This is a genomic window from Streptomyces sp. NPDC048290 (genome assembly GCF_040652095.1).
Lineage (GTDB): Bacteria > Actinomycetota > Actinomycetes > Streptomycetales > Streptomycetaceae > Streptomyces.
On the sequence record NZ_JBEZLM010000025.1, the window covers coordinates 33,411 to 54,110 of the forward strand.

Genomic DNA, 20,700 nt, shown 5'->3' on the forward strand with positions numbered 1-20,700 from the left:
GCGTTCGACGGCGTCCCTGCTCCCCGCCTCGTGGGCTTGGGAGGTGGATCCGGACAGCCCGGGGCGGTGCTCCTCGGTGGGGGTCGCAGTTCCCAGTGTGCCTGCGGCGCCCAGAGCGATGTCCGCCCACCGCGCAGCGGGGCCGTCGGCCTGTTACGGGTTAGTGGTGTGCCGGAGATGGTCGAGGGTTTCCGGGAGGGTGAGGTCGGTCCGGTCCTTGTCGCTTTCCCAGTGGGCCAGGACGGTGGCTGCCGCCGCGGCGAGGTCGGTGGGGAGTCCCGCGTCGTCGAGGGTGTCGGCGATCTCTTCCATCTCGGGTGCCCAGCGCCAGGCGCGGGCGGCGACGCTGGGCAGGTATCCGGGGTCCGAGAGGATCTGCGAGGTCATCCGGTGTGCCTCGTCGGTCAGGAGTGCGGCGACGCCGTGGGTGTCGGCCAGGGCGTGGGAGAGCCCGGCAAGTGTCCGTGCGGTTTTCTGGAAGTGGGCGAAGGCCATCTTCAGTGCGCTGGCCGAGCCGATCGCATCTCCGGCGCTGCGGGTCTCGACAGCGGTGTCCGTGAACAGTGCGGCCACGGCGGCGGTGGTGTGGCCGGGGCCGGCGAGGTAGAGGCGGCAGGTTCTGCCGTCTCTCGGCGGGGGTCCGAGGATCGCCCCGTCCACCGCAGTTGCGGGCCGGACGATGCCGGTGATGCGGTGCATGCGCTGGGGGCTGATGGCGTTCGCGTCGGCGTACACCCCGGTGTAGGCGTGTGCGGCGACCTGGCGGGCGACGGCCTCGGCGGCGTGCGGCGGGCAGATCGACAGCACCAGGTCGCTGGCCGTGACGGCTTCGCGCAGTGTGCCGCAGGCGGTCAGTCCGGCCTGTTCGGCGCGGTCGCGGGTGGCGGTGCTGCGTCCGTCGGGCACCCACAGCACCTGGTGCCCTTTGGCTGCGGCCTGTGCGGCGACGGCGGCGCCCATGGCTCCGGGATGCAGGACGGTGACGATCACGCGGGTGCTCCTGGCGGCAGTTCGGCGGGGCGGGAACTCTGGTGCGCGGCGATGGCTTCACGCAGGGCGAGTGCGTGGGGGCTGGAGGCTGCGGGATGGCGGGCGAGGCCCCGGCTGAACTGGGTGAGCCTCTTGCGGACGGATTCGGTGCCGCGGCGGGCGCTGACGCCGAGTACTTCGTGGATCTGGTCGGCGGCGCCGTCGAGTTCGCCCTGGGCGAGTCGCGCGGTGGCCAGGTCCATGCGGGCCAGTGCCCATTCTCCCAGGCGGCGTTCGCCGGGCGGGGCAGCTTCGAACCCGGTGACCGCGTCCTGTGCGTGGCGGGCGGCGGTGGCGACATGGTGATCTCCGCCGAGCCACAGGTGAGTGGAGCTGGCGTAGAACAGTTCCTTCTCCCGGGGGAAGGCCATCATGCCTCCGGGCAGGTCGTCGCCGGTGGTGAGCTGTTCGCGCAGTTCGGCCGCGTGACGCAGGGCGTCGGCGGCGGCGGCGGCTTCCTGGAGTTGGCCCAGGGCGCGGGCTTTGATCGAGGCGAGGCGGATGTGTGCGGTGCCCGCCTCGGGTACGAAGACGGCTCCGGCGTCGGCGAGGCCGACGGCGTCGCGTGGGCGTCCGTCCCAGTAGGCGATGAGGGCCTGCAGTCCGCGTACCCAGGCGCGCAGGCCGTGGTGTCCGGCCAGTTCGCCGCAGAGGAACGCGGTGCGGGCCTGTGTCTGGGCTGCGCTGTAGTTGCCGAGGTCGAAGCTGGCGTTGGCCAGGACTCCGCACAGGACGCCCGCCGCGACGTACAGGTCGCGGCTGTAGGCGGGCGGCTGGCGTCCTTCGAGGAGCGTGAACGTCCTGTCCCGCAGGGCCCGGACCTCGGTGAACACCGGACCGACCGGGCGGTTGGGGTAGGTGGTGACGAGGCGCCGGATGTCGGCCTCCAGCTGCTCCAGTGTGTGCGGGCCTATGTTGGTGGCTTCACACCGGGCGGCGAACGCCGCCGACTCGTCGGCCGCCTGGCTCACCGTGTCGGCCACCCCCGCGGGCAGGTCCGGCGCCGGTCCGCGGCGCACACCCCTCGACGCCCGGTGTTCTGCTCCACCGGCCCTGTCCGGCCGGTCCGTTCCTCCCGGTACGGGGGCGAACAGAGCTTCGACGGGGACACCGGGGAACAGGTGCCGCAGGATCTGCCGGGCCTCGCGACGGGGAAGGGACTTGAGCTCCCCGTTCTTCCACCGCTGGAACTGCCGCTCGTCGATCGACGCCGTCGCCAGTGCCACGGGCCCTTCGGTCTGCGCGAGGTACCGGGCCGCCTCCTCGTAACGGGCCTTGAAAACCGTGTAGTCCCCCCAGCCCTTCTGCTCCAGCAGAGTACGGATGAGTGGCGACTGGTCCATGCGTGGCCCTCCTCAACTCGTAGTTGTACCTACCACGCTAGGCACCCGACGGCACGGAACGCAGCAGTTCCAGTGCTGGAAGTTCCCCGGAAGCAGACATGTCGTCCGCATGACGGAACATGTCGGCTCACGTCGTGCCGGGGGCCGTGGAGATGTCCAGGCGATCACGGGATTCTGCTGCCCCAATCACCGTGCGTGGCGGAGCTGTGTTCCCCGTCACGTCATCAGGCCGGGCTTCCAGCGCAAGAGGCCCGAACTGCCGCGCCGGCCGGGCTCGCCCGCCTTCCGCGCCCGCTGTCAGTCCCTCTACTTCATCGGAGAAGCCCCGTGCCGACGTCGTCCGGCCTCCCTGCGGTCATCCGCCTGCCCTGCCCGGTTCCGGGACAACGGCGCTCGGTGACCGCAGAACGTACCAGCGGCACCGAGGCCGCCGGATGCTCTGCGCCCGGCGTGCAGAGCCGGGCCGGCTGCCTCTTCAACACGAGCAGCTCATGGGGCACATGCGGCCCAGTGGTCCTTTCGCTCATTCGCGGCGACTTCCGCATGCGAGCCGAAGCCTTGGGTGAGCAGACCGCTCGAAGGGGGACTCGCACCCTTGCGATGTGCCTCAGCCTCCGTACACATCGGACCGGTGGGCTTCCCCCCGGCCCTTCAAGCAGCACGGCCTCGGTGGTTCCGGTCAAGCCGGACCGGGACTCAGTCTTCGGTCGTGGGGACGATGTCCCAGTAGTGCGGGAGCATCTCGTCGCCCCGGGCTGGGACTCGCACGGCACCGCACGGTCCCATGGGCGGGTAGCAGGGGGCGAGGCCGGGGACGGGCGTGCCGTCGACGGCGCCGAGGCTGGTGACACGGATGTCGTGGCCGTCGGCCCCGAGGATGCGCGGGATCGATGTCGTGAGCTGGCCGGGGCTCTGGCCGCAGACGACGGTGGCGAACGGCCCGGTGTGCGCCGCGTTCCTCCGGTGCGGGGCGGGAGCCGGGGTTGGTCCCCCGGCTCCCGTCCGGACGTGTGCTCAGGCGGCGATCAGCTGTGGTTCGCGGTTGCGGACACCGTCGACGAAGCAGGTCCATTCGTGGTGGGTGTACTCGTGGGGGCGGACCCCCGCGTCGTGGCTGTCGCTCAGGGTGACTCCGCCGGCGGAGACGTCCACCCGGATGCGGCCTGCCGCGGGGCGCTCGCCGCGCAGGTAGGCGACGAGGTCCTGCCAGTCACCGGCCGGATAGACGTGCGGGTCCCTGGTGGTGTCCTTGCTGTCGCGCACGGCCACGAACCCGCCGTCGAGGACGGCGACTTCGACGCAGCCCTGGGCGGTCTCCGAGGCGCTGGACTTGCACCACAGGGCGGTGCTCAGATCGGGCAGCATGACTCACATCTCCTTGAGGGCACTGTGCAGCCATCGCCGGGACTCGGGGCCGTCGAGAGCGGAGCCGCGCAGAGCCGCGTGCACTCTCTCGAAGCGCCGCATGTCCGGCGACTTCTGCAGGTAGAGGTTCCCGCCGGGGCTGTCCACGTAGGCCACCGACGGCTCGGACGGGTCGGGGAAGTCCAAGATCGTGAAAGAGCCGTTGAGCGCGCCGTGCGCGCCCTTGTCGAAGGGCAGGATCTGCACCGTGACGTTGGGCGACTCCGATTGCCGGAGCAGCCGTTCGAGCTGGGCCTTCAGCACGGAGCGGCTCCCGACCTCGCGCCGCAGGCTGGCCTCGTCCATCACGGCGATCAGTTCGGCCGGTGCGTCCGGGTGCAGCAGGCTCTGGTTCTGCCGCTCCAGATGGAACTCGGTCAGCCGGCCGATCTCCGCCTCCGGGGCGGTCGGCGAACCCGCGCGCAGGACGGCACGCAAGTAGTCCTCGGTGCGCAGCAGGCTGTGGACGGCGGCGAGGGCGAAGACCTTCAAGGTCGCCGCTTCCGCCTCCAGTTCGACGTAGCTCGCCAGGCCGGACGGCATGACGTCCTTGTAGGCGTCCCACCAGCCCGCGTCGGTGATCTCCGCGTGCAGCGTCAGGAGAGCAGCCGCAGTCGCCGCGTCCGCACGGTAGAGATCCAGCAGCGCTCGCAGTTCGAGAAGGTGCGGCTTGCGCTTGCCGGTCTCGGTCCGGCTGATCGTAGGGTTCGACTTCTGGATCGCCTCACCGGCCTCCACGGTCGTCAGGCCAGAAGATTCACGCAGCTCCCGCAGCCTGGCGCCGAGAAGGCGTCTCTTCCCGGCGGATCCACGAGAAGTCGTGCTCATACGCAAGTGCTCCCTCTTCGGCCCACGTCGGCGGCTACGGAGCAAGTGTGCCGTACGGGCGGCACGGGGTGCACGGTCCGGGTCCACAGAGCCTCCAGAACATCGAAAGTGATCGTGAATCTTCATTCTGAACTTTCAGTCTGAAGATTCAAGCTGCATTCTATGGATACCAGCTCGCGGCAGAGGACGTCGTGCCCGACAGCGCCGGTCAACGCCGGCCAGGGACCGACGCGGCATCAGAGGCCGAAGGAAACGGACAGCTCAGCGCCGGTCTTCTGCGACGGCACCGCGCACCCGCCGAAGACGCGAGGACGGACAACGAGAACCACGGGAGCAACCATGCCCAACCCCCCGGGACTCTCAGCAGCCTGGTCGGTGCCCGCCGACCGCAGTCAGGTCGGCCTGGTACGGCGAGCAGCCGGCGCGTGCCTCACCGACTGGGGACTCGCCCCCATGACCGACGACGTCGCAACCCTCCTCAGCGAACTGCTCACGAACGCGGTCGAACACGGGGGCGGAGAACACGTGGAAGCACGGCTCTCCCACCAGGGCGCCATCGTCCGGATCGAGGTCAGTGATACCGGCGAGGGCACAGCCCAGATGACCGATCCCGGCGCCGACCAGGAGAACGGCCGCGGCCTCGTCATCGTGGACTCCCTCGCCCTGGCCTGGGGAACCCGCCGCCGCACCGACGGGACGGGGAAATGCACCTGGTGCACCCTCAAAGTCCCGCCCCCGGCGGGCACCCGCGAGCAGCGGCAGACCGTTTCCGCTCCCGGTCAGGCACCGTCGTCCGCGTGCCCGTGGAGCCCCGCGGCCCCGATGCCCGAAACCCTCTTACTGGCCGCCGGCACAACGTGCGCGCTGACAGCACCCGTACCGCGCACCAGCCTGGCCCGCGCGAGGATGACAGCCGGCAGGGCAGCACTGGTGAACGGCGGGCCGGTGTCCGCGCTCACCAGCGGCACCGCAACGGCCGGGCGCCCTCGCCTGCAGTGCACGGCGCGGTGGGGCCGATGAGCCAGCCCCGGGAAGACACCGAACCGCGCGCACCCTACGCACGGACCAATGCCCCCACCGTGGCCGCCGTCAGGGACGTCCTGGCGCTGGTCCTCGACGACCACGCCCTGCCCGTGGAGACCGCCCGTCACGCCGACGCGCTGCTGCGCAAGCTGCGCGGCCTGCTCATGCAACTCGGGTACACCGCCAGTGCCGGACCGCCCCCGCTGGCCGACGCCTACCACCGAGCCCTGACGGTCAAGGACACGCACGTTCCCCCAGGCATCGAGCACGTCCGAAGTCACCTGGGGGTGCTGGCGCTCGCGGTCCAGGAAGTCCTCGCCGGGATGTGCGCGGCGGGACTCGCGTGCGAGCACCGCGACCCCTGTCCGGCGGCCGACTCCGAGGACTGCCAGGCCGCGAAGATCCGCGACCACTTCCCCGCGGCGGGCTACACGGCCCTGTGCAACGGCCTGATCCTGTTCGAGGACGGCGGGTACCTGCTGCCCGACGGCCGGACCGGCGGGCCCTCGCGCCCCGTCGAGACCGGCCGCCCGCAGGCGCTGAAGGGTGGGGCGCCGTGAACCCGCCGTACGCCGGGATCGGACCCGGGGTGCGTCTCCTGCCGCCCGGGGAGGCGCTCGACTTCGGTTTCTGGGCGGCCCGGCTGGCCAACCCCGCTCTGCTGGAGCAGGCAGTTGCGGTGGCGGGCTACCGGATTGCCCTGCTCGCCGTTCCCGCAGGCCCTGGGCGGCGCGGAGGCCGCGCGGACATGCTCGATGCGTCCTTCGCCGCGCTGACCGCGCGGGAGCTCGAAGGCAGGCCGGGATTCAGCAGGGTCGCAAGCAGCGGGCCGTGTGTCACCTGGGGCGAGCCACTGCCCCCGGACCTCAGCAAGGCGCAGCGGGCGCGGTTCTACGGCCTGCGTGAGTCACCCGCCGACCCGTGGTGCCGCTGCGGCATGGGTGATCGCTTTGGCCGCGATGGGGAGCCGGCGCCGGAGCGGGCGTCCGCTCCCCCGCTGACGGCGGACGGCGTGGCGGTCATCGTCCGCGGCCCGGTCCAGGCGTCCGCGGCGCCGTCGCGGGTCGGCCCCGAGCAGCTTGATCTGTGCGGTCTTGCGCAGCCGTAGCCGGGTTCGGGTGACCACGGCACACATTCCCCTCTTCTATCCACCATGGCGTCGCCGGATCGGACGGCGCCCCGCACGGACGGACATGGCATGGCTGGGCGTATCGAGGACTACGCACTCATCGGGGACATGCGGACGGCCGCTCTGGTCGGCCAGGACGGGACGATCGGCTGGCTGTGCCTGCCGCGGTTCGACAGTGCCGCAGTGTGCGCCGCACTTGTGGGGACCAGCGAGAACGGGTTCTGGCGCATCAGCCCGGTCCCCACCTCCAGGCAGCCCGCACCGGCCGCGACCCGGCGGGCCTACCGCGGCGACTCGCTCGTGGTGGAGTCGGACTGGGTCACGCCCACCGGGACCCTGCGGGTCACCGACTTCATGCCCCTGGACGGGTGTGCTCCGCGTGTGATCCGTATCGCCGAGGCGGTGTCCGGAACGGTGACGGCCCTGTCGCAGCTGTGTCTGCGGTTCGGCTACGGCGCGACCGTGCCGTGGATCAGTTCGGCGCACGGACGGATGCGCGCGGTCGCGGGCCCCGACGCGGTGTGGCTGGACATCGAGTCCGAGGCCGGTGACGTACCAGCCGGTGAGGTGACCGAGTTCGCTCTGCGGGAGGGGGAGCGGGTCGCGTTCACCCTGAGCTGGAGCCCGTCCCACGAGGCCCCGCCCGAGCGGGTCAGGTCCGGACCGGCGCTCGCGGCGACCCGCAGGGTGTGGGAGGAGTGGGCGGCCCGGTGTACCTACACCGGCCCGCACCGGGAAGCGGTGGTCCGATCTTTGCTGACGCTGAAGGCGCTGACGTACGGGCCGAGCGGGGCGATCGTCGCGGCGCCCACCACGTCGCTGCCCGAGGAGATCGGCGGTGTCCGGAACTGGGACTACCGCTACACCTGGATCAGGGACGCGGCGGTCACCCTGGGCGCGCTGCTGGCCACCGGCTACCGCGACGAGGCGCGGCAGTGGCGGCGGTGGCTGCTGCGGGCGGTGGCCGGTGACCCGGAGAACCTGCAGATCATGTACGGGATCTCCGGTGAGCGGGAGATGCCCGAGCGCAACCTCGACTGGCTGGCGGGCTTTGAGGGGTCGGCGCCGGTCCGGGCGGGCAACGGGGCCGCCGGGCAGCTCCAGCTCGATGTGTACGGGGAGGTGATCGAGACCCTGTACCTCGCCCACCGCGGCGGTCTCGCCCGGTGCGGGGACACCGAGGCCCTGATCGAGCGACTCGTCGACCGGCTGAAGGTGCTGTGGCGGGAGCCGGACGAGGGCATCTGGGAGGTACGCGGGCCCCGGCGGCACTTCGTGCACTCCAAGGTGATGATCTGGGTGGCGCTGGACCGCACGATCCGGCTGGCCCGGGACGGTGTCCTGGCCCGGGTGGACCTTGCCGCGCTCGTACGGCTGCGCGACGCCGTCCATGAGGAGGTGTGCCGCCGCGGCTACGACAAGGTACGCAACACCTTCACCCAGTCCTACGGTTCACAGGCACTGGACGCCTCCCTGCTGCTGATTCCCGCAGTCGGTTTCCTGCCCGCCGACGATCCGCGGGTCGTGGGGACCGTGGACGCCGTGCGACGCGAGCTGTCCGGGCCGGACGGGCTCGTGTACCGGTACCGGACCGGGGGCGCGGGGGCGGGAGCCGACGGACTCGCCGGTGACGAGGGAGCCTTCACGCTCTGCTCGTTCTGGATGGTCGACGCTCTCGCCCTGACCGGCCGCGTGGACGAGGCCCACGATCTGTTCGCCCGTCTGCTGTCGCTGCGCAGCGACCTCGGGCTGCTCGCCGAGCAGTACGACCCCGCCGAAGGCCGCCACCTCGGGAACTATCCTCAGGCGTTCTCCCATCTCGGTCTGGTCGAGAGCGCGGTGCGGCTTGCAAGGCTCACCCCGGCGGCGGAGAAGGGCTGCGCGGTCCCGGGTTCCTCCCTCACCGGCGGGCACACCCCGGCGCCGATCGGGGCGGGCCGATGACCCAGGTACCCGTCAACCCCGCTCTTGCGAGGGAGCTGGCCGACCGGGCCGGACAGAGCATCCCCCGCTGGGCCGGCCGGGTCTGCGGGGACCTCGGCCCGGATCTCCTCAGGCAGGTCCGGCGCGCCGACCAGGTCCATGCCCGGTTCCTGCGGCAGGTCCTGGACAAGTTCCGGTGGCCGGGGTGGCGCCTGGTCGGCGACGACGCCTGCCACGCCGCCTACCTGCTCGCCCTGCACGCGGACGACGACCCCCGCCTCCAGGCGACCGCCGCCACCCTCCTGCACGAGGCCGTCCGCGCCGGGGACGCCAGCCCGCGGGACTTGGCCCATCTCAAGGACCGGGCCCTGGTCAACAGCCATCAGCCGCAGGAGTTCGGCACCCAGTACCGGCTGGGCGCCGGCGGCCCCGAACGCTGCCCCGTGTCGCAGCCCGCCCTCCTGGACGCACGCCGTGCCGGGGCCGGACTCTCCCCCGCCGCCCGCGCGCTGGCCGCCCTGCAGGAACGGATCGCCTCCGGTCCCGGCCCGCGTTCCTGCTTACCGGGCGATGGGAGCGCCGTCCTGGACGCCGCGGCGGACGCGGCATGACACCCACCGCCATCTCCCCGGCCCGCCCCTCCCCTGCGGGCAGCACCGCCGTACGGAGCGCACCCCGAATGGAACCCCTCCGATGAACACCACCAGGGCCGCCACCGCCACCGCCAGCGGGCACGCTGCCTGGGGCCACGCGCACACCGCCCCGCCCCGCAGGGTGACCCGCCGTCCGCTGACCGCACCGGACGAGGCGGCGACGGTATGACAGCCCAGCCGCGCACCCTGCTGTACCACCTTCTCGACACCCCAGAATTCAACTGTGTGACCTGGCCGCGGTTCAGGGTGTTCTGGGACCGTATGGCCGGCGAGGCCGCTGAAGGTCTCGGAGACCCCCGGCTCAAGCGTGTCCGGGTCTCGGAGAACACCTTCCGCCGGTGGCTGGCCGGGCAGGTGACCGCGCGCGGTGACAACCGCCGCATCCTGGAGTTCTGCTTCGGCAAGTCCGTCGAGCAGCTGGGACGGCTCGTCCCCGCACGCGAGTTCCTGCGGCCCCAGCCGCTGCACCGGCGCACCCGGAGCACCGCACGGCAGCTGGATTACAACTGGCCGACATCCCGGCACATCCCGGGCGATGCCGATACGGGAATCCACGGCACGTGGGTCCTGGCCGGCGGCTCCCACTGGGAGGGCACCAGCATCGGCGTCCACCTCTACGAGGCGCAGCACGCCGACAAGTCGGCCGCGATCACGGCAGCGGACGTGCCCCATCTGCGGGACTTCGCCCGCTCCTCGCGCCGGGGGATGGTCCTGGCCTCGCTCGGCGCGGCGGGCGGACAGGGTCTGTACATGCTGGACTCCGCGCTCGCCCGCCCGGCGCTGGCCGTCGGCCGTGCTCCGCTCGTTCCGCTGGCCCATGAACTGGACGATCTCACCTACGGCATCGTGTGGGCCCTGCACCTGCTGGACGACGGGCTCCTGGCCGACGACGGGCCGCTGTCGGAGCGGGCCGGGGAACTCTCCCACTACATCGAGATCAGCGCCACCATGCGCAATCCGGCGCCGCCGCGTTCCGGGATGCCCGACCTGTCCCCCGTCGGCGCCGCCTGGCTGGGCTCCAGCCTGTGCGCCCAATACATCACCCGCCACCTCGACGCCCTGGACGGGACGCCCGCCTACTGGGCCCGCGAGGCGTCGGGGGAGGAATGCGCGCCCTGGCTTCTGTTCCGCCACAAACACGCCTACCTGGAGCACACCGCGGCCGGGCCCGCCGCCGGCCGGGTCTTCTGCCTGCCCGAGAGCACCGTCAGCGCCAGCCCGCCCTACGAGCGGATCCTGTTCTTCCTCACGGCCGCGATGATGGAGATGCACGGCATCAGGGTGTGGGTGTCGACGCAGCCCGAACACGCCCGGCTCGAAGGGGCCGTTCTCGCCGCCGACCGGGCCATCCTCGCGAACTGGCTGCGGGAGGAGTCGGTGTGGCGGGTCGGCACCACCTCCCGCCGCGCCGATCTGGACCCCTACCGCGAAGCGATCACCCACGCCCGGACCCGCGGCCCCCTCGACGGGCGGACACCGGCCGCACGTCTGAAGTCCCTTGCCTCCTACCTCCGCCTGGACTGGCCGTGGCTCACCGCCCGCTGCGCCGCGCTGGCCGAGGGCGGACTCCCGGCCATGGTGCGGCCACGCAGCCGCCTTCTCACCGTCACGGCCCTGGACCGGACGCTCCGTTTCGTCGGCGAAAGCGGCACCGAAGCGCACGGCCGATAGGCTCAACCCTCCCCGCCGGCCCCGTGAGCTGAGGAACACGCCGTGACCGTCCACCACCCTCCCACCGTCCTCGTGGTCAGCCTCGGCGGCACGATCGCCATGACCCCCTCCGCCACCGACGGTTCCGCCCACCCCACCCTCGACGCGCAGGACCTCCTCGACGCGGTGCCGCAGCTGACCGCGACGGGCGTCACGGTGACGACACTGCCCTTCGCAGCCAAGCCCGGCGCCTCCCTGACCCTGGACGACATCGAGGCCCTCGCCGCACACCTCGACACCCTCACCGACAGCGACAGCGACACGGTCGACGGCGTCGTGATCACCCCGGGCACCGACACCCTGGAGGAGACCGCCTACCTCCTGAGCCTGCTGTACCGGGGACGGGCCCCCGTGGTCGTGACGGGGGCGATGAGAGCCCCCTTCCTCGCGGGCGCCGACGGCCCCGCCAACCTCCTCGCCGCCGTCACCGTCGCCACCAGCCCTGCCGCCCGAGACCTCGGCCTCGGCGTCCTCGTCGTCTTCAACGACCAGGTCTTCGACCCCGCCCGGGTACGCAAATCCCACAGCACCAGCACCGCCGCGTTCACCGCCCCGGACACCGGCCCCCTCGCCACGGTGACCGAGAACACCCTGCGGCTCCTCGCCCGCCCGGCCCGCACACCAGCGCCCCTCCCCCTCCCCGACGGCACAGCCCGCCGGGCCAGGGTCGGCCTGTACACGGCCTGCCTCGGCGACGACGGCAGTCTCCTCACACCCCTGCTCGGCCAGACCGACGGGTTGGTGATCGCCGCGTTCGGTGCCGGGCATGTCCCCGCCTCCTGGGTACCCGCGCTTGAGGCCGCCGCCGCGCGTATCCCGGTCGTCTTCGCCTCCCGCACGGGCGCGGGCAGCACCCTCACCGCCACCTACGGATTCGACGGCTCCGAGAAGGACCTCATCAGCCGCGGCCTGATCCCCGCCGGCCACCTCGACCCCTGGAAGGCCCGTCTTCTGCTCACCGCCCTCCTGCGCGCAGGCGCCGACAACGGGCAGATCCGCGACGCCTTCTGAGAGGTCGTTTTCATCTCTGATGCCCCCATATCCGATGATTCTTGAAGTGAGGGGTCGTGGTGGTGGTGGTGAGGCGGGTGGTGTCATCGGTGCTGGTCGGCCGGATGGGGTGACGGCTGGGGCGGGGTGTGGTCTGGGCCTGTTTCATCCCAGGAAGTCGTTTCCCAAGCGCTTCCGTCATCGCGGCTGTGCGCCTGGGCGCACTCGGTTCGGGGCGGTACGCCGGAAGCATGGCGAAGCGACGTCCGTATCCGAGTGATCTGTCCGATGCCCGCTGGGAGCTGATCGAGCCGGTGCTCTCGGCCTGGCGCTTCGAGCGGCGCGGCAGGGCCCTGGACTTCGGCCGGCCGCCCGAGCACGACCTGCGCGACATCATGGACGCGATCTTGTACGTGGATCGCACCGGAGTCCAGTGGCGCTACCTCCCGCACGACTTCCCGCACTGGAACACCGTCTACGGCTACTTCGCGAAATGGGCGGATGAGGGTGTGTTCGCCCAGCTCAACGGCCTACTCAGGCAGCTGCTGCGGAAGAAGGAGGGACGGGACGGCGAACCGTCGGCGTGTGTGATCGACGCGCAGAGCGTCAAGACCTCCACCAGTGTCCCGGCCGCCGGTCAGGGCGTCGACGCGGGCAAGAAGATCGTCGGCAGGAAGCGGAGCATCGTCACCGACACGCTCGGCCTCCTGCTGGCTGTGCTGGTCACCGCGGCCGGCGTGCAGGACTCGGTCGCCGGCACCCGGCTCCTGGACCAGGTCGCCGCCGAGCACCCCACCGTTCGCAAGGTGTGGGTCGACGGCGGTTACCGCCAGCACCTCGTCGAGCACGCCGCGACCCTCGGCATCGACATGGAGATCACCGCCCGCAAGCCCGGCACCAGGGGTTTCACCCCAATCCCGAAGCGGTGGGCGGTGGAGCGGACCTACGGATGGCTCATGCTCCACCGCCGCCTGGCCCGCGACTACGAAGCCCTGCCCAACCGCTCGGAGGCCCTGGTCAACCTCGCCATGACTGATCTCATGGCCCGCCGACTCACCGGCGAGAACACCATCTCCTGGCGCGACCCGAAAAGCCCCACCAAACACCTGATCTCGGGATGAAACATCGGACGAAAACGACCTCTGAGGGGGACAGCGTGGACGCCGGAGTAGCGATCAGTCTGATCCGCATGGCCGCTGCAGACTTGACCATGGCCCCTTGGCATCGCCCCTCGGACGACTATCTGGTCCAGTTGGGCTTGGACGCCCTCATGGCCGACATCGAGGTTCCCTCGCTTCCCCTGCTGGCTGGGCTCGCGCGCGGTGAGTACCCGCAGGCCCATGAGCTGTTCGACCTTGTGCTGGAAGAGTTGGGTCTGCTGCCGCTGGCCTCGGAAGACCTTGCCAAGGCGCGATGGACCGCGGCCCGTTGGCGAGCCGGCCAGATCGTGGCGTGCCAGCTCGATCCCGTACACGGAGCCAAGCTGATCTATGAGGAGTCCGCAGCCGAACTCGACTACCCCGACGCGCTGCAACCCATCGTTGATCTGGCCAGAGCGCTCGACCTGCTGAACGATCAACATCTGGACCAGCAGCACGTCCGCGACCAGATCACCTCCGCGGCGCGCGACTTTCTCGCCACAGAAACGCACCAGAACCACAGCCTTTGAACTTACGTCGCATGACCCACCTGACCGGTTCACGGAGGGCGAGCCAGAACCCTCTCGCTTACGAAACCAGGCAGGCGACCGCCGGGCCTCACGCTGCTTGCGGAGCACAGATCAAGGGCAATCAATCAATTACCGTCTGGCATAGGCCGCAGCCGTTTGGCCAGAAGAGCTCTCTAGCCCTCGGTTCCGGCCCCGGGAATGCGTCCGACGAGGTGCTGGAGCCTCCCGCCGAGTGCCTTCTCCCAGCCCTCCGGGTTGAGTGTCGAAAGGGCGACGAGCGTCGTCACCGCGACGTCCACGAGTTCCTTCTCGACGTCCTCCCAGGTGTGGGAGTGGCCCTTCCTCGGGTTGCCCCCCAGCGCGCCATGCAGGGCCTCCGCGACCTCACCGGCCTCTTCCGTGATCTTGAGGACGCGCAGCATCATCTGCTTGTCCCTGTCCCCGCCCTGCCCGGCCTCGGCGTCCAGCCACTCCCGGATGAGGTTCACACCGCGAAGGTCCACGCCGGGCGCAAGCTCACCGTTCATCACGTTCTCCTGCTGGGTTGTACGGATGGATCAGAACAGGGCGGACGGCACCAGGCCACCCGTCCCGGGCGCGGCCACCGGCAGCTGGTCCGTCGCGGTCACGGCGAGGCGCACCGTCAGCGCGGAGTGGTCGGTGAGCCGGTCGGCCATGAGGCGCGGCTCATGGAGGTACGAGCAGCCGTGAAGGCTGTCCACGAGCGCGCGCGAGACGTGGGCGTGGTCGTAGCGGTAGCCGTCGCCCGTCCGGCCCACCCACGAGTATTCGGGCCTGTCCGGGTGGAGATGCCGGAAGGCGTCCACGTACAGGTTGTTGCCGAGCCAGTCGTAGAACTCGTACTCGAAGGGGGCGAAGAACCGGTAGTGCGGGATGTGGGACGGCTCCAGGACGTTGAAGTCGCCCAGCACGATCCGGCGCGCGTCGTGCGCGCCGTCGGGGAGCACCTGCTGTGCCTCCCGGAGGAACCGCCGCTTGCGTTCGGTCTTGTGCTTGCTGGCATCCCGTGAGGGGACGTACAGCCCGAGGATGTCGACGGGTCCTTCGTCGGTGTCCACGCTCACGCCCACCGCACGGTGCGGCAGGTAGGTGATCCCTGTTTCCAGCAGCCGGGTGGCCAGGCGGCTCACGATCATCACGCCGCGCTCGGGGGGCTTCGGCCGCGGGAACGTCACGCTGTAGCCGGCCGCGGTGAACCGCTCCGCGAGGAAGACGCATCCGGCGTTGTTCGCCGTCTCCGTGAGGACGAGAACCTGCTCCGGCCGGGCCGCGAGGTAGGCGAGCTGGCGCTCGGCCCGTTCCCGGCCCGGGTAGTTCAGGTTGAACGTCAGCACGTCCAGCGTGGTCATGCGCTGCCCCTCATGGTCCACGGCTCCTTGATCGCCGCGACGATGGCGGCGGCGACCTCTTGCGGCCCCGCGGTGCTCGTGTCGAGCTGGAGGACGCGGACACCGGCTGCCATCAGGAACCTAGCGGCTTCGAGGAAGTGCGCGCACTCCCGCTCGCTGGAACCCGCCTCGCGCTCGTAGCGGCTGTGCGGGCCGCGCTCGGCCAGCCGCTTGCTGATGACGTCCGCGCGTGCGTTGAGGATGACGGCCAGGTCCGGCATGTCGGCGTGGCGGTTCATCTCCCAGACGATGTCGCGGCCGACGCCGTCGAGGACCTGGAGGACGAGCGAGGAGGCGACGTACCGGTCGCAGACGACGGTCTCGCCCCGCGCCAGGGCCGGCCGGATCTCCTCGTCGACGTGCATGTACCGGTCGGCGGCGATCAGGCATGCCATCGTCATGCCCTGGTACAGGTCGGTGCCGCTGCGGGCGAGCCTGCCCAGCGGCGTGTCGGACGGCTCGCGGGTCTGGAGCACGGCGCGTCCGCCGTCCCGCAGCTTCTCGGCGACCAGGGCGGTGACGACGGACTTCCCGACTCCGCCGGGTCCGTCGATGCTGACGAAGAGACCGGTCACGACACACCGACCAGGGGGAGGTGGTGGGTCTGCTGCGGGATGACAGGGCACAGCTCGCTGTCGACGGCGCCGATCCGCTCGCCGCCGGCGACCACCGCGGCGGGACAGCCCTTGCCGCAGGACGCCGACAGCGCGCACGACCCGCAGGTGGCGTTGGCGCCGAGGTCCCAGCGGTCGGAGAACTTCCCATACGCGTCCAGGCGCGCGGCGATGTCGTCGTGCTCCCAGACGTTGCCGACGAGGAAGTCGGAGTCGGGATGCCGGGACGCGGACGTGCGCGCGGCGAAGACGAGGTAGGGGCAGATCGCCACGCCGCCGTCGGTGAACACGTAGATGATGTTCCCGGCCTCGCAGCCGCCGAGGGGCTTGCCGTCGTTGGGGAAGCGGATGTTCACCATCTCCAGTCCGTCCGCCTCGAAGGCGGCGGTCCCCGCCGCGATCTCGCGCATCTGCTCCTCGGGGGCCCGGAGCCGGCCCTGCGCTGTCTTCGACGCGCCGCGTCCCATCGGGCCGAGCGGGTTCATCAGGACGTACCTGGCGCCCTGCTCGCGGGCGAACCCGGCAAGCTCGCGGTACTCCTTGTCCTCGGCCAGGTTGTTCGGCGTGCACAGCAGGCCCTGGAGGATGCCCGCCGCCGCGAACCGTTTGATCGTGTCGATCGTCTCGGCGAAGCAGCCCGGCAGGCCCCGGAAGATGCTGTGGGACTCCTCGGCGAAGCCGTCCAGGCTGACGTTCATGTGCGCGTCCAGCGCGGCCAGGGCGTCGATCTGCTCGTCCGTGCACAGGGTGCCGTTGGTGCAGACGCCGACGGACATGCCGGCCTCCCGGAACAGGGCAACGATCCCGGTCAGGTCGGGGTGCATGAACGGCTCCCCGCCGGTGATCGTGACCTTCTCGACCCGGGCCTCGGCGAGCTGCGGGACCAGGCGGTCCCGGACATCGCCGACCGGCATGTAGTTCCCGCGCCTCGTGGCCACGACGAAGCAGTGAGCGCACAGCGCGTTGCAGGGCTCGCAGATCTGGACGAGGGCTTTGCGGTGGGGGGCGTCCACGGTCGTCCGGAAGTAGCAGGACACGGCCTGCTCCCCGGTATTGATGGCGCGTCCGGACACAGATGACCTCCACGGTGGGGTGGGGTGGGCGGGACGGTGGAGCCCGCCCCCGGCGTACGCCTCAGCAGCACGCCCGGGGGCGGGGAACGGGGTCAGCCGACCGAGTCGGCCGGGCTGAGGGCGCGCGCACGCATGAGCGCGGTGAGGCGCAGGATGCAGGGCTCGCACGCGTAGAAGGGGGGCGTGGCCGAAGTCGGGGTTGTGGATGTCGCCGATCCACATCACCGGGGGGCCGCCGCCGTCGCAGCGCCGGCAGAAGCCGGTCAGCCAGGTCGGCTCAGGCACCGGAGTTCCCGAGGATGCCGTAGTACAGCGCGCACATGATGGCCGCCACGGAGACCGCACAGAGGAATTGCTTGGTCCGCTCACTCATCGGGCTCCGCCTTCCGGGCGGTCAGGCCGGCCCGCATCCGCGTCCCCCAGGGCAGCGGTTTCGGCACCCGCTGGTCGCCGGTCGGGGCCGTGACGGTCTCCGGGCCGCGCCCGGACTCGTCGTCGCTGCCAGAACCGCGCCGCTTGGGCAGCTCCCTGCGGAGGCCGACCACGGCAAGACGGACCACGTCGTCGTCCGGGCGGGTCACACCGCTGCGCAGTCGTCGTTCCGGGCGCCGCGACGCCGGACCGCAGCCACGTCTCGCCCTCTTCCCTCCACCTGGCGCACGCCTCAGCCCCGAGCCGGGCCGGTGCCGGAAACCAGCGGCCGGTCGCCACCGCGCACTCGCCTGCCGTTGATGTGACTGCAGCGGCGCGGCTGACGCCTGGGGCTCCGGTATCTCTCGTTCGTGTCCTCGGCATTGCTCTGCACTCCCAGGCCGGTCGTGGCCAACCGTCGAGTTGGCGCCCTCATGTACGAGCCAACTCCGCATCAACCCGGCGCGCCGGACCTTCGGGCGGACTTTGCGGCGGACTTTCCGCGGCGAGCGGTCTTTCCGGCGCGAGAAGGGTCGCTACTGTCAGGAGTGTTCAATTCACCGGAGGTGACCGGGTGGATGCGCTGACGCCTTTCGAGCAAGCCTGTCTGTTACACGGCTGGGAGAGCACGGGCGAGTTCCTGCAGGCCTTCGAGGCCACCGCGGATGTCCTCGGCGAGGCTGTGACGCTGACCGACCGTCAGTATCGCCGCTGGAAGCGGCCGAACCCGCCCGCGCCCCGGGCTCGCGCATGGAGGACTTTGCATGCGATGTTCGGGGTGTCACCGCTCGAACTCGGGTTCCCCGGGCCTCCGCCAGGTGCGACCGTGGGCAGTGCAGCACTCCCCGCGCAGAAGGGCAGCACCTCCGTGGACCGACGCGTATTCATGGCCGACGGGATCGGCGTCGCGGCCGGCCTGAGCCTTCCCCACCCCCCGGGACCGGCCGGCCCACCCGGCGGGATCGGTGCCGTCGGCACCACGCACCTCCTGGCACTCCGGGCGCACCTGAGCTCGCTGTTCCAGCTCGACAACGCGTTCGGCGGCGGCGATGTCCGCTCGCTGGCCGTCCGGCACCTGCGGCGCGTCCGCCGCATCATCAACACCGGCCAGTACCCGGACACCATCGGCCGTCAGCTCCAGCTCCTCGCCGGGGAGACCGCCGAGCACTGCGGATGGCTCTACTACGACGCCGACGAGCAGGACAACGCCCGCAGGTACTGGGGCGAGGCCCTGACCACCGCCACGATGCTCCGCGACACCAACCTGGAGATCCTGGTCTTCTCGTCCATGAGCCTCCAGGCGTGCCACGAGGGCCGCGCCCGCGACGGCCTTGAGCTGGCCCGCGCCGCGCAGGAGCGCGCCACCCATCTCGGCTCGCCGGTCCTGCAGTCCCTCATCGCCGTCCGCGAAGCCCGCGCCCTGTCACTGATGGCCAACGGCACGGACGCGAAGCGGCGCCTGTCCGCCGCGCTCCAGCTCGTGGACCGCCAGGACCGGGGCCGCCCCTGCCCCGAGTGGGCCGACTTCCACGGGCACGCCGAACTGGACTACGCGCACGGTCTGCTCTACACGGATCTGGGCAACCACCGCGCGGCCACACGGTTCCTGTCGGCCGCGCTCGCGCACCAGGAAGCCAGCTACGGCCGCAACCGGGCGCTCTACCGGATCACGCTGGCGCTGGCCCTCGTCAACGCCGGTGAGGTCGACGAAGCCGCCGCGCACGCGGTCGGCAGCCTGGAGGCCCTGGAAGAAGTCGAGTCCGGCCGGGTGATGCGCCGCCTCACCACCGTGACAAAGTCGCTCCAGGCGGTCGACGCCCGTTCCGCGCGGGCCGCCGCCGAAGAACTCACCGAGTACCGCCTGGCGAAGGAGGCCGCGTGATGCCCGAGGTGACCTACGAGCGGCACGACGGCCCGGAGGGCGCCGCGGCGGCACTGGACACCTTCCTCCCGGCCTACCAGGAGGTCTACGCCGAGCCCCCGTACAGCGAGGGCCCCTCGGACGTCACCCAGTTCATCGAGCACTACGCCCACCACGTCCGCCGCCAGGGGATGCGCCTGATCATCGCCCGCGAGGACAGCGAGGTCGTGGGCTTCTCGTACGGCTACTACCTGCCCGCCGACACCGGCTGGTGGGGCAACGTCCACGAGGACCTGGCCGAGGACTTCACCCACGAGACCGGCACCCGCACCTGGGTCATCCTGGAACTGGCCGTACGAAGGCCGTGGCGGCGGCGCGGCATCGCCAAGGGGCTTCACGACGTGATGCTCGACGGCCTCCCCGTGCAGCGGGTGACCCTGACCGTCCGCCCGGAACCCGAGGCGGCACCGGCACAGGCCGCATACGCCGCCTGGGGATACCGGCCCGTCGGGATCTCGCATCCCTGGGAGGACGCCCCCTTCTACCAGGCGATGGTCCTCGACCTGAACAGCCAGCCAGCCGTCTCCTGACCCCGAACGCACAGATGCCCCGTGGTACAAGGCGGTGATCCTGGACTCCGCGGGCCGCCCTGGGCGAACTCCGTGTGATCCGGGCTGCCCGTTGCCGGTAGGTTCGCCGTCATGGTGTCGTACGCGAAGGACGATCGGTGTGTGGCGCTGGCGAAGGTTCTGGTGCCGCTTCTGGAACGCAGCGGGCCTGAAGGCGCCGGCGGCTACGGCGGGACCTTCCAGGTGCACGTGCCGGTCGAGACCGCCGCGCAACTGGGCGGCCTGGACCTGATCCGGGCCGCGCTGCGCAAGGCGGCGCGTGAGCTCGGCTGGAGGTTTGGAACCTACGGGTTCGGTGGTGGCCAGGGTTCGACGACACTCATCGGCATCCACGACAAGCGTGAGATCCCGGAGCCCTACGCCCGGGTCGTGGAGGAGCACCGGCAGCGGCAGATGCGGGCCGCGGTCGAGCGCGTGTACGCGAGGTACTCGGACCTGGCCGGCTCAGCGCCGCCGAGTCCGCCGTTGCGCGGGACACCCGTGGCGCAGACCAAGGAGTTCCTGGCGGCCGTCACCGACCAGGGCCTGGTGACGTAGCGCCCTCTTGGCGCTGAGAGATCGGTCATGGTCCGGTCGCTGCGAGCGCGGTTCTCGTACGCGCGGCGGGCCTTGCGCTGGCCAGGGAGGTATGGCTAGTCGCCCATGAACCACAAGTAGCTTCCCGGGGTCGTCGCGCACGCTTCAAGGAGTTCGGCAAGGTCGGAGAGAGCCGCCTTCTGCTGGGCGTCCGTACACGCCTGTTCCAGGGTGGCGGCTTCCTGGCGGGCGACGTGCGCTTCCTGTTCGTTGAACAGTGTGTCGCCGTACGGGTCCACCCAGCCGAGCTTGCCCGAGCCACGCCGGTCGAGAGTGCTCAGCGCTCTCGCCAACGCCTCGCCGTGCTGGTAGGAGCCCCGCAGCAAGGTGTCGCAGGACGACCCCTTTCGCGTGGGCCGCCCCGAGTGCAACTCCAGTTCAATCCCCATGGCCCCTCCTTCGATCCCGGGCAGCGAAGCATCTCAG

The 20,700-nt window shown here is 71.0% G+C and carries 23 protein-coding genes; 13 read left to right on the top strand and 10 right to left on the bottom strand.

What is annotated here, in order from left to right:
• Positions 1-153: 153 nt before the first annotated feature.
• The 4 genes from AB0D49_RS32995 to AB0D49_RS33010 all read right to left on the bottom strand — a co-directional run bounded on the left by AB0D49_RS32995 (position 154) and on the right by AB0D49_RS33010 (position 4,604).
• On the bottom strand, positions 154-990 hold the full coding sequence (locus AB0D49_RS32995) for a DUF1932 domain-containing protein (protein WP_362764798.1): 837 nt from the start codon (positions 988-990) through the stop codon (positions 154-156).
• Complete coding sequence (locus AB0D49_RS33000; RefSeq protein WP_362764800.1) at positions 987-2,372, bottom strand: hypothetical protein; 1,386 nt, start codon at positions 2,370-2,372, stop codon at positions 987-989. The genes AB0D49_RS32995 and AB0D49_RS33000 overlap by 4 nt, the downstream gene beginning before the upstream one ends.
• A gap of 1,014 nt (positions 2,373-3,386) precedes the next feature.
• Complete coding sequence (locus AB0D49_RS33005) at positions 3,387-3,737, bottom strand: DUF397 domain-containing protein (protein ID WP_362764803.1); 351 nt, start codon at positions 3,735-3,737, stop codon at positions 3,387-3,389.
• Positions 3,738-3,740: 3 nt separating this feature from the next.
• Positions 3,741-4,604 (bottom strand): helix-turn-helix transcriptional regulator, encoded by an 864-nt coding sequence (locus AB0D49_RS33010; protein ID WP_362764806.1) that lies wholly within the window; start codon positions 4,602-4,604, stop codon positions 3,741-3,743.
• Between the two features lie 339 nt (positions 4,605-4,943).
• On the opposite strand from AB0D49_RS33010, the gene AB0D49_RS33015 reads away from it, so the two are divergent.
• The 10 genes from AB0D49_RS33015 to AB0D49_RS33060 all read left to right on the top strand — a co-directional run bounded on the left by AB0D49_RS33015 (position 4,944) and on the right by AB0D49_RS33060 (position 13,701).
• Positions 4,944-5,624 (top strand): ATP-binding protein, encoded by a 681-nt coding sequence (locus AB0D49_RS33015; protein ID WP_362764808.1) that lies wholly within the window; start codon positions 4,944-4,946, stop codon positions 5,622-5,624.
• 326 nt (positions 5,625-5,950) lie between these two features.
• Positions 5,951-6,187, top strand: a complete 237-nt coding sequence (locus AB0D49_RS33020; protein ID WP_362765067.1) for a DUF5999 family protein — start codon at positions 5,951-5,953, stop codon at positions 6,185-6,187.
• Positions 6,184-6,735 (top strand): DUF6302 family protein, encoded by a 552-nt coding sequence (locus tag AB0D49_RS33025; protein WP_362764811.1) that lies wholly within the window; start codon positions 6,184-6,186, stop codon positions 6,733-6,735. The genes AB0D49_RS33020 and AB0D49_RS33025 overlap by 4 nt, the downstream gene beginning before the upstream one ends.
• 90 nt (positions 6,736-6,825) lie before the next feature.
• Complete coding sequence (locus AB0D49_RS33030) at positions 6,826-8,700, top strand: glycoside hydrolase family 15 protein (RefSeq protein WP_362764814.1); 1,875 nt, start codon at positions 6,826-6,828, stop codon at positions 8,698-8,700.
• Entirely contained in the window at positions 8,697-9,290 is a 594-nt protein-coding gene (locus AB0D49_RS33035; RefSeq protein WP_362764817.1) for a DUF6624 domain-containing protein, read from the top strand. The genes AB0D49_RS33030 and AB0D49_RS33035 overlap by 4 nt, the downstream gene beginning before the upstream one ends.
• 82 nt (positions 9,291-9,372) lie before the next feature.
• Positions 9,373-9,501 (top strand): hypothetical protein, encoded by a 129-nt coding sequence (locus AB0D49_RS33040; RefSeq protein ID WP_362764820.1) that lies wholly within the window; start codon positions 9,373-9,375, stop codon positions 9,499-9,501.
• Positions 9,498-11,003, top strand: a complete 1,506-nt coding sequence (locus AB0D49_RS33045; RefSeq protein ID WP_362764823.1) for a transcriptional regulator, XRE family protein — start codon at positions 9,498-9,500, stop codon at positions 11,001-11,003. The genes AB0D49_RS33040 and AB0D49_RS33045 overlap by 4 nt, the downstream gene beginning before the upstream one ends.
• A gap of 42 nt (positions 11,004-11,045) precedes the next feature.
• Positions 11,046-12,053, top strand: coding sequence for an asparaginase (locus tag AB0D49_RS33050; RefSeq protein ID WP_362764826.1), 1,008 nt, complete (start codon positions 11,046-11,048; stop codon positions 12,051-12,053).
• A 230-nt stretch (positions 12,054-12,283) separates the two neighbouring features.
• On the top strand, positions 12,284-13,153 hold the full coding sequence (locus AB0D49_RS33055) for an IS5 family transposase (protein ID WP_362764829.1): 870 nt from the start codon (positions 12,284-12,286) through the stop codon (positions 13,151-13,153).
• Between the two features lie 35 nt (positions 13,154-13,188).
• Positions 13,189-13,701, top strand: a complete 513-nt coding sequence (locus tag AB0D49_RS33060; RefSeq protein WP_362764832.1) for a hypothetical protein — start codon at positions 13,189-13,191, stop codon at positions 13,699-13,701.
• A gap of 173 nt (positions 13,702-13,874) precedes the next feature.
• Here AB0D49_RS33060 and AB0D49_RS33065 read toward each other — a convergent pair whose 3' ends face one another.
• The 5 genes from AB0D49_RS33065 to AB0D49_RS33085 all read right to left on the bottom strand — a co-directional run bounded on the left by AB0D49_RS33065 (position 13,875) and on the right by AB0D49_RS33085 (position 17,378).
• Positions 13,875-14,228, bottom strand: a complete 354-nt coding sequence (locus AB0D49_RS33065; RefSeq protein WP_362764835.1) for a MazG-like family protein — start codon at positions 14,226-14,228, stop codon at positions 13,875-13,877.
• A 30-nt stretch (positions 14,229-14,258) separates the two neighbouring features.
• On the bottom strand, positions 14,259-15,071 hold the full coding sequence (locus tag AB0D49_RS33070; protein WP_362764837.1) for an endonuclease/exonuclease/phosphatase family protein: 813 nt from the start codon (positions 15,069-15,071) through the stop codon (positions 14,259-14,261).
• On the bottom strand, positions 15,068-15,685 hold the full coding sequence (tmk, locus tag AB0D49_RS33075) for a dTMP kinase (protein ID WP_362764840.1): 618 nt from the start codon (positions 15,683-15,685) through the stop codon (positions 15,068-15,070). Before tmk ends, AB0D49_RS33070 begins: the two co-directional genes overlap by 4 nt.
• Positions 15,682-16,797, bottom strand: coding sequence for a radical SAM protein (locus AB0D49_RS33080; protein ID WP_362764843.1), 1,116 nt, complete (start codon positions 16,795-16,797; stop codon positions 15,682-15,684). Before AB0D49_RS33080 ends, tmk begins: the two co-directional genes overlap by 4 nt.
• A 365-nt stretch (positions 16,798-17,162) precedes the next feature.
• Positions 17,163-17,378, bottom strand: coding sequence for a hypothetical protein (locus tag AB0D49_RS33085; RefSeq protein ID WP_362764846.1), 216 nt, complete (start codon positions 17,376-17,378; stop codon positions 17,163-17,165).
• A 656-nt stretch (positions 17,379-18,034) separates the two neighbouring features.
• On the opposite strand from AB0D49_RS33085, the gene AB0D49_RS33090 reads away from it, so the two are divergent.
• From AB0D49_RS33090 to AB0D49_RS33100, 3 genes are all read left to right on the top strand, one after another.
• Positions 18,035-19,090 (top strand): hypothetical protein, encoded by a 1,056-nt coding sequence (locus tag AB0D49_RS33090; protein WP_362764848.1) that lies wholly within the window; start codon positions 18,035-18,037, stop codon positions 19,088-19,090.
• Positions 19,090-19,659: a GNAT family N-acetyltransferase gene (locus tag AB0D49_RS33095; RefSeq protein ID WP_362764851.1), complete on the top strand. Its 570-nt coding sequence runs from the start codon at positions 19,090-19,092 to the stop codon at positions 19,657-19,659. The genes AB0D49_RS33090 and AB0D49_RS33095 overlap by 1 nt, the downstream gene beginning before the upstream one ends.
• A 111-nt stretch (positions 19,660-19,770) precedes the next feature.
• The gene (locus AB0D49_RS33100) at positions 19,771-20,235 is read left to right on the top strand and encodes a hypothetical protein (protein ID WP_362764854.1); all 465 of its coding nucleotides are present in this window, start codon (positions 19,771-19,773) and stop codon (positions 20,233-20,235) included.
• A 95-nt stretch (positions 20,236-20,330) separates the two neighbouring features.
• Here AB0D49_RS33100 and AB0D49_RS33105 read toward each other — a convergent pair whose 3' ends face one another.
• Positions 20,331-20,663, bottom strand: a complete 333-nt coding sequence (locus tag AB0D49_RS33105) for a hypothetical protein (protein ID WP_362764857.1) — start codon at positions 20,661-20,663, stop codon at positions 20,331-20,333.
• Positions 20,664-20,700 lie beyond the last annotated feature (37 nt).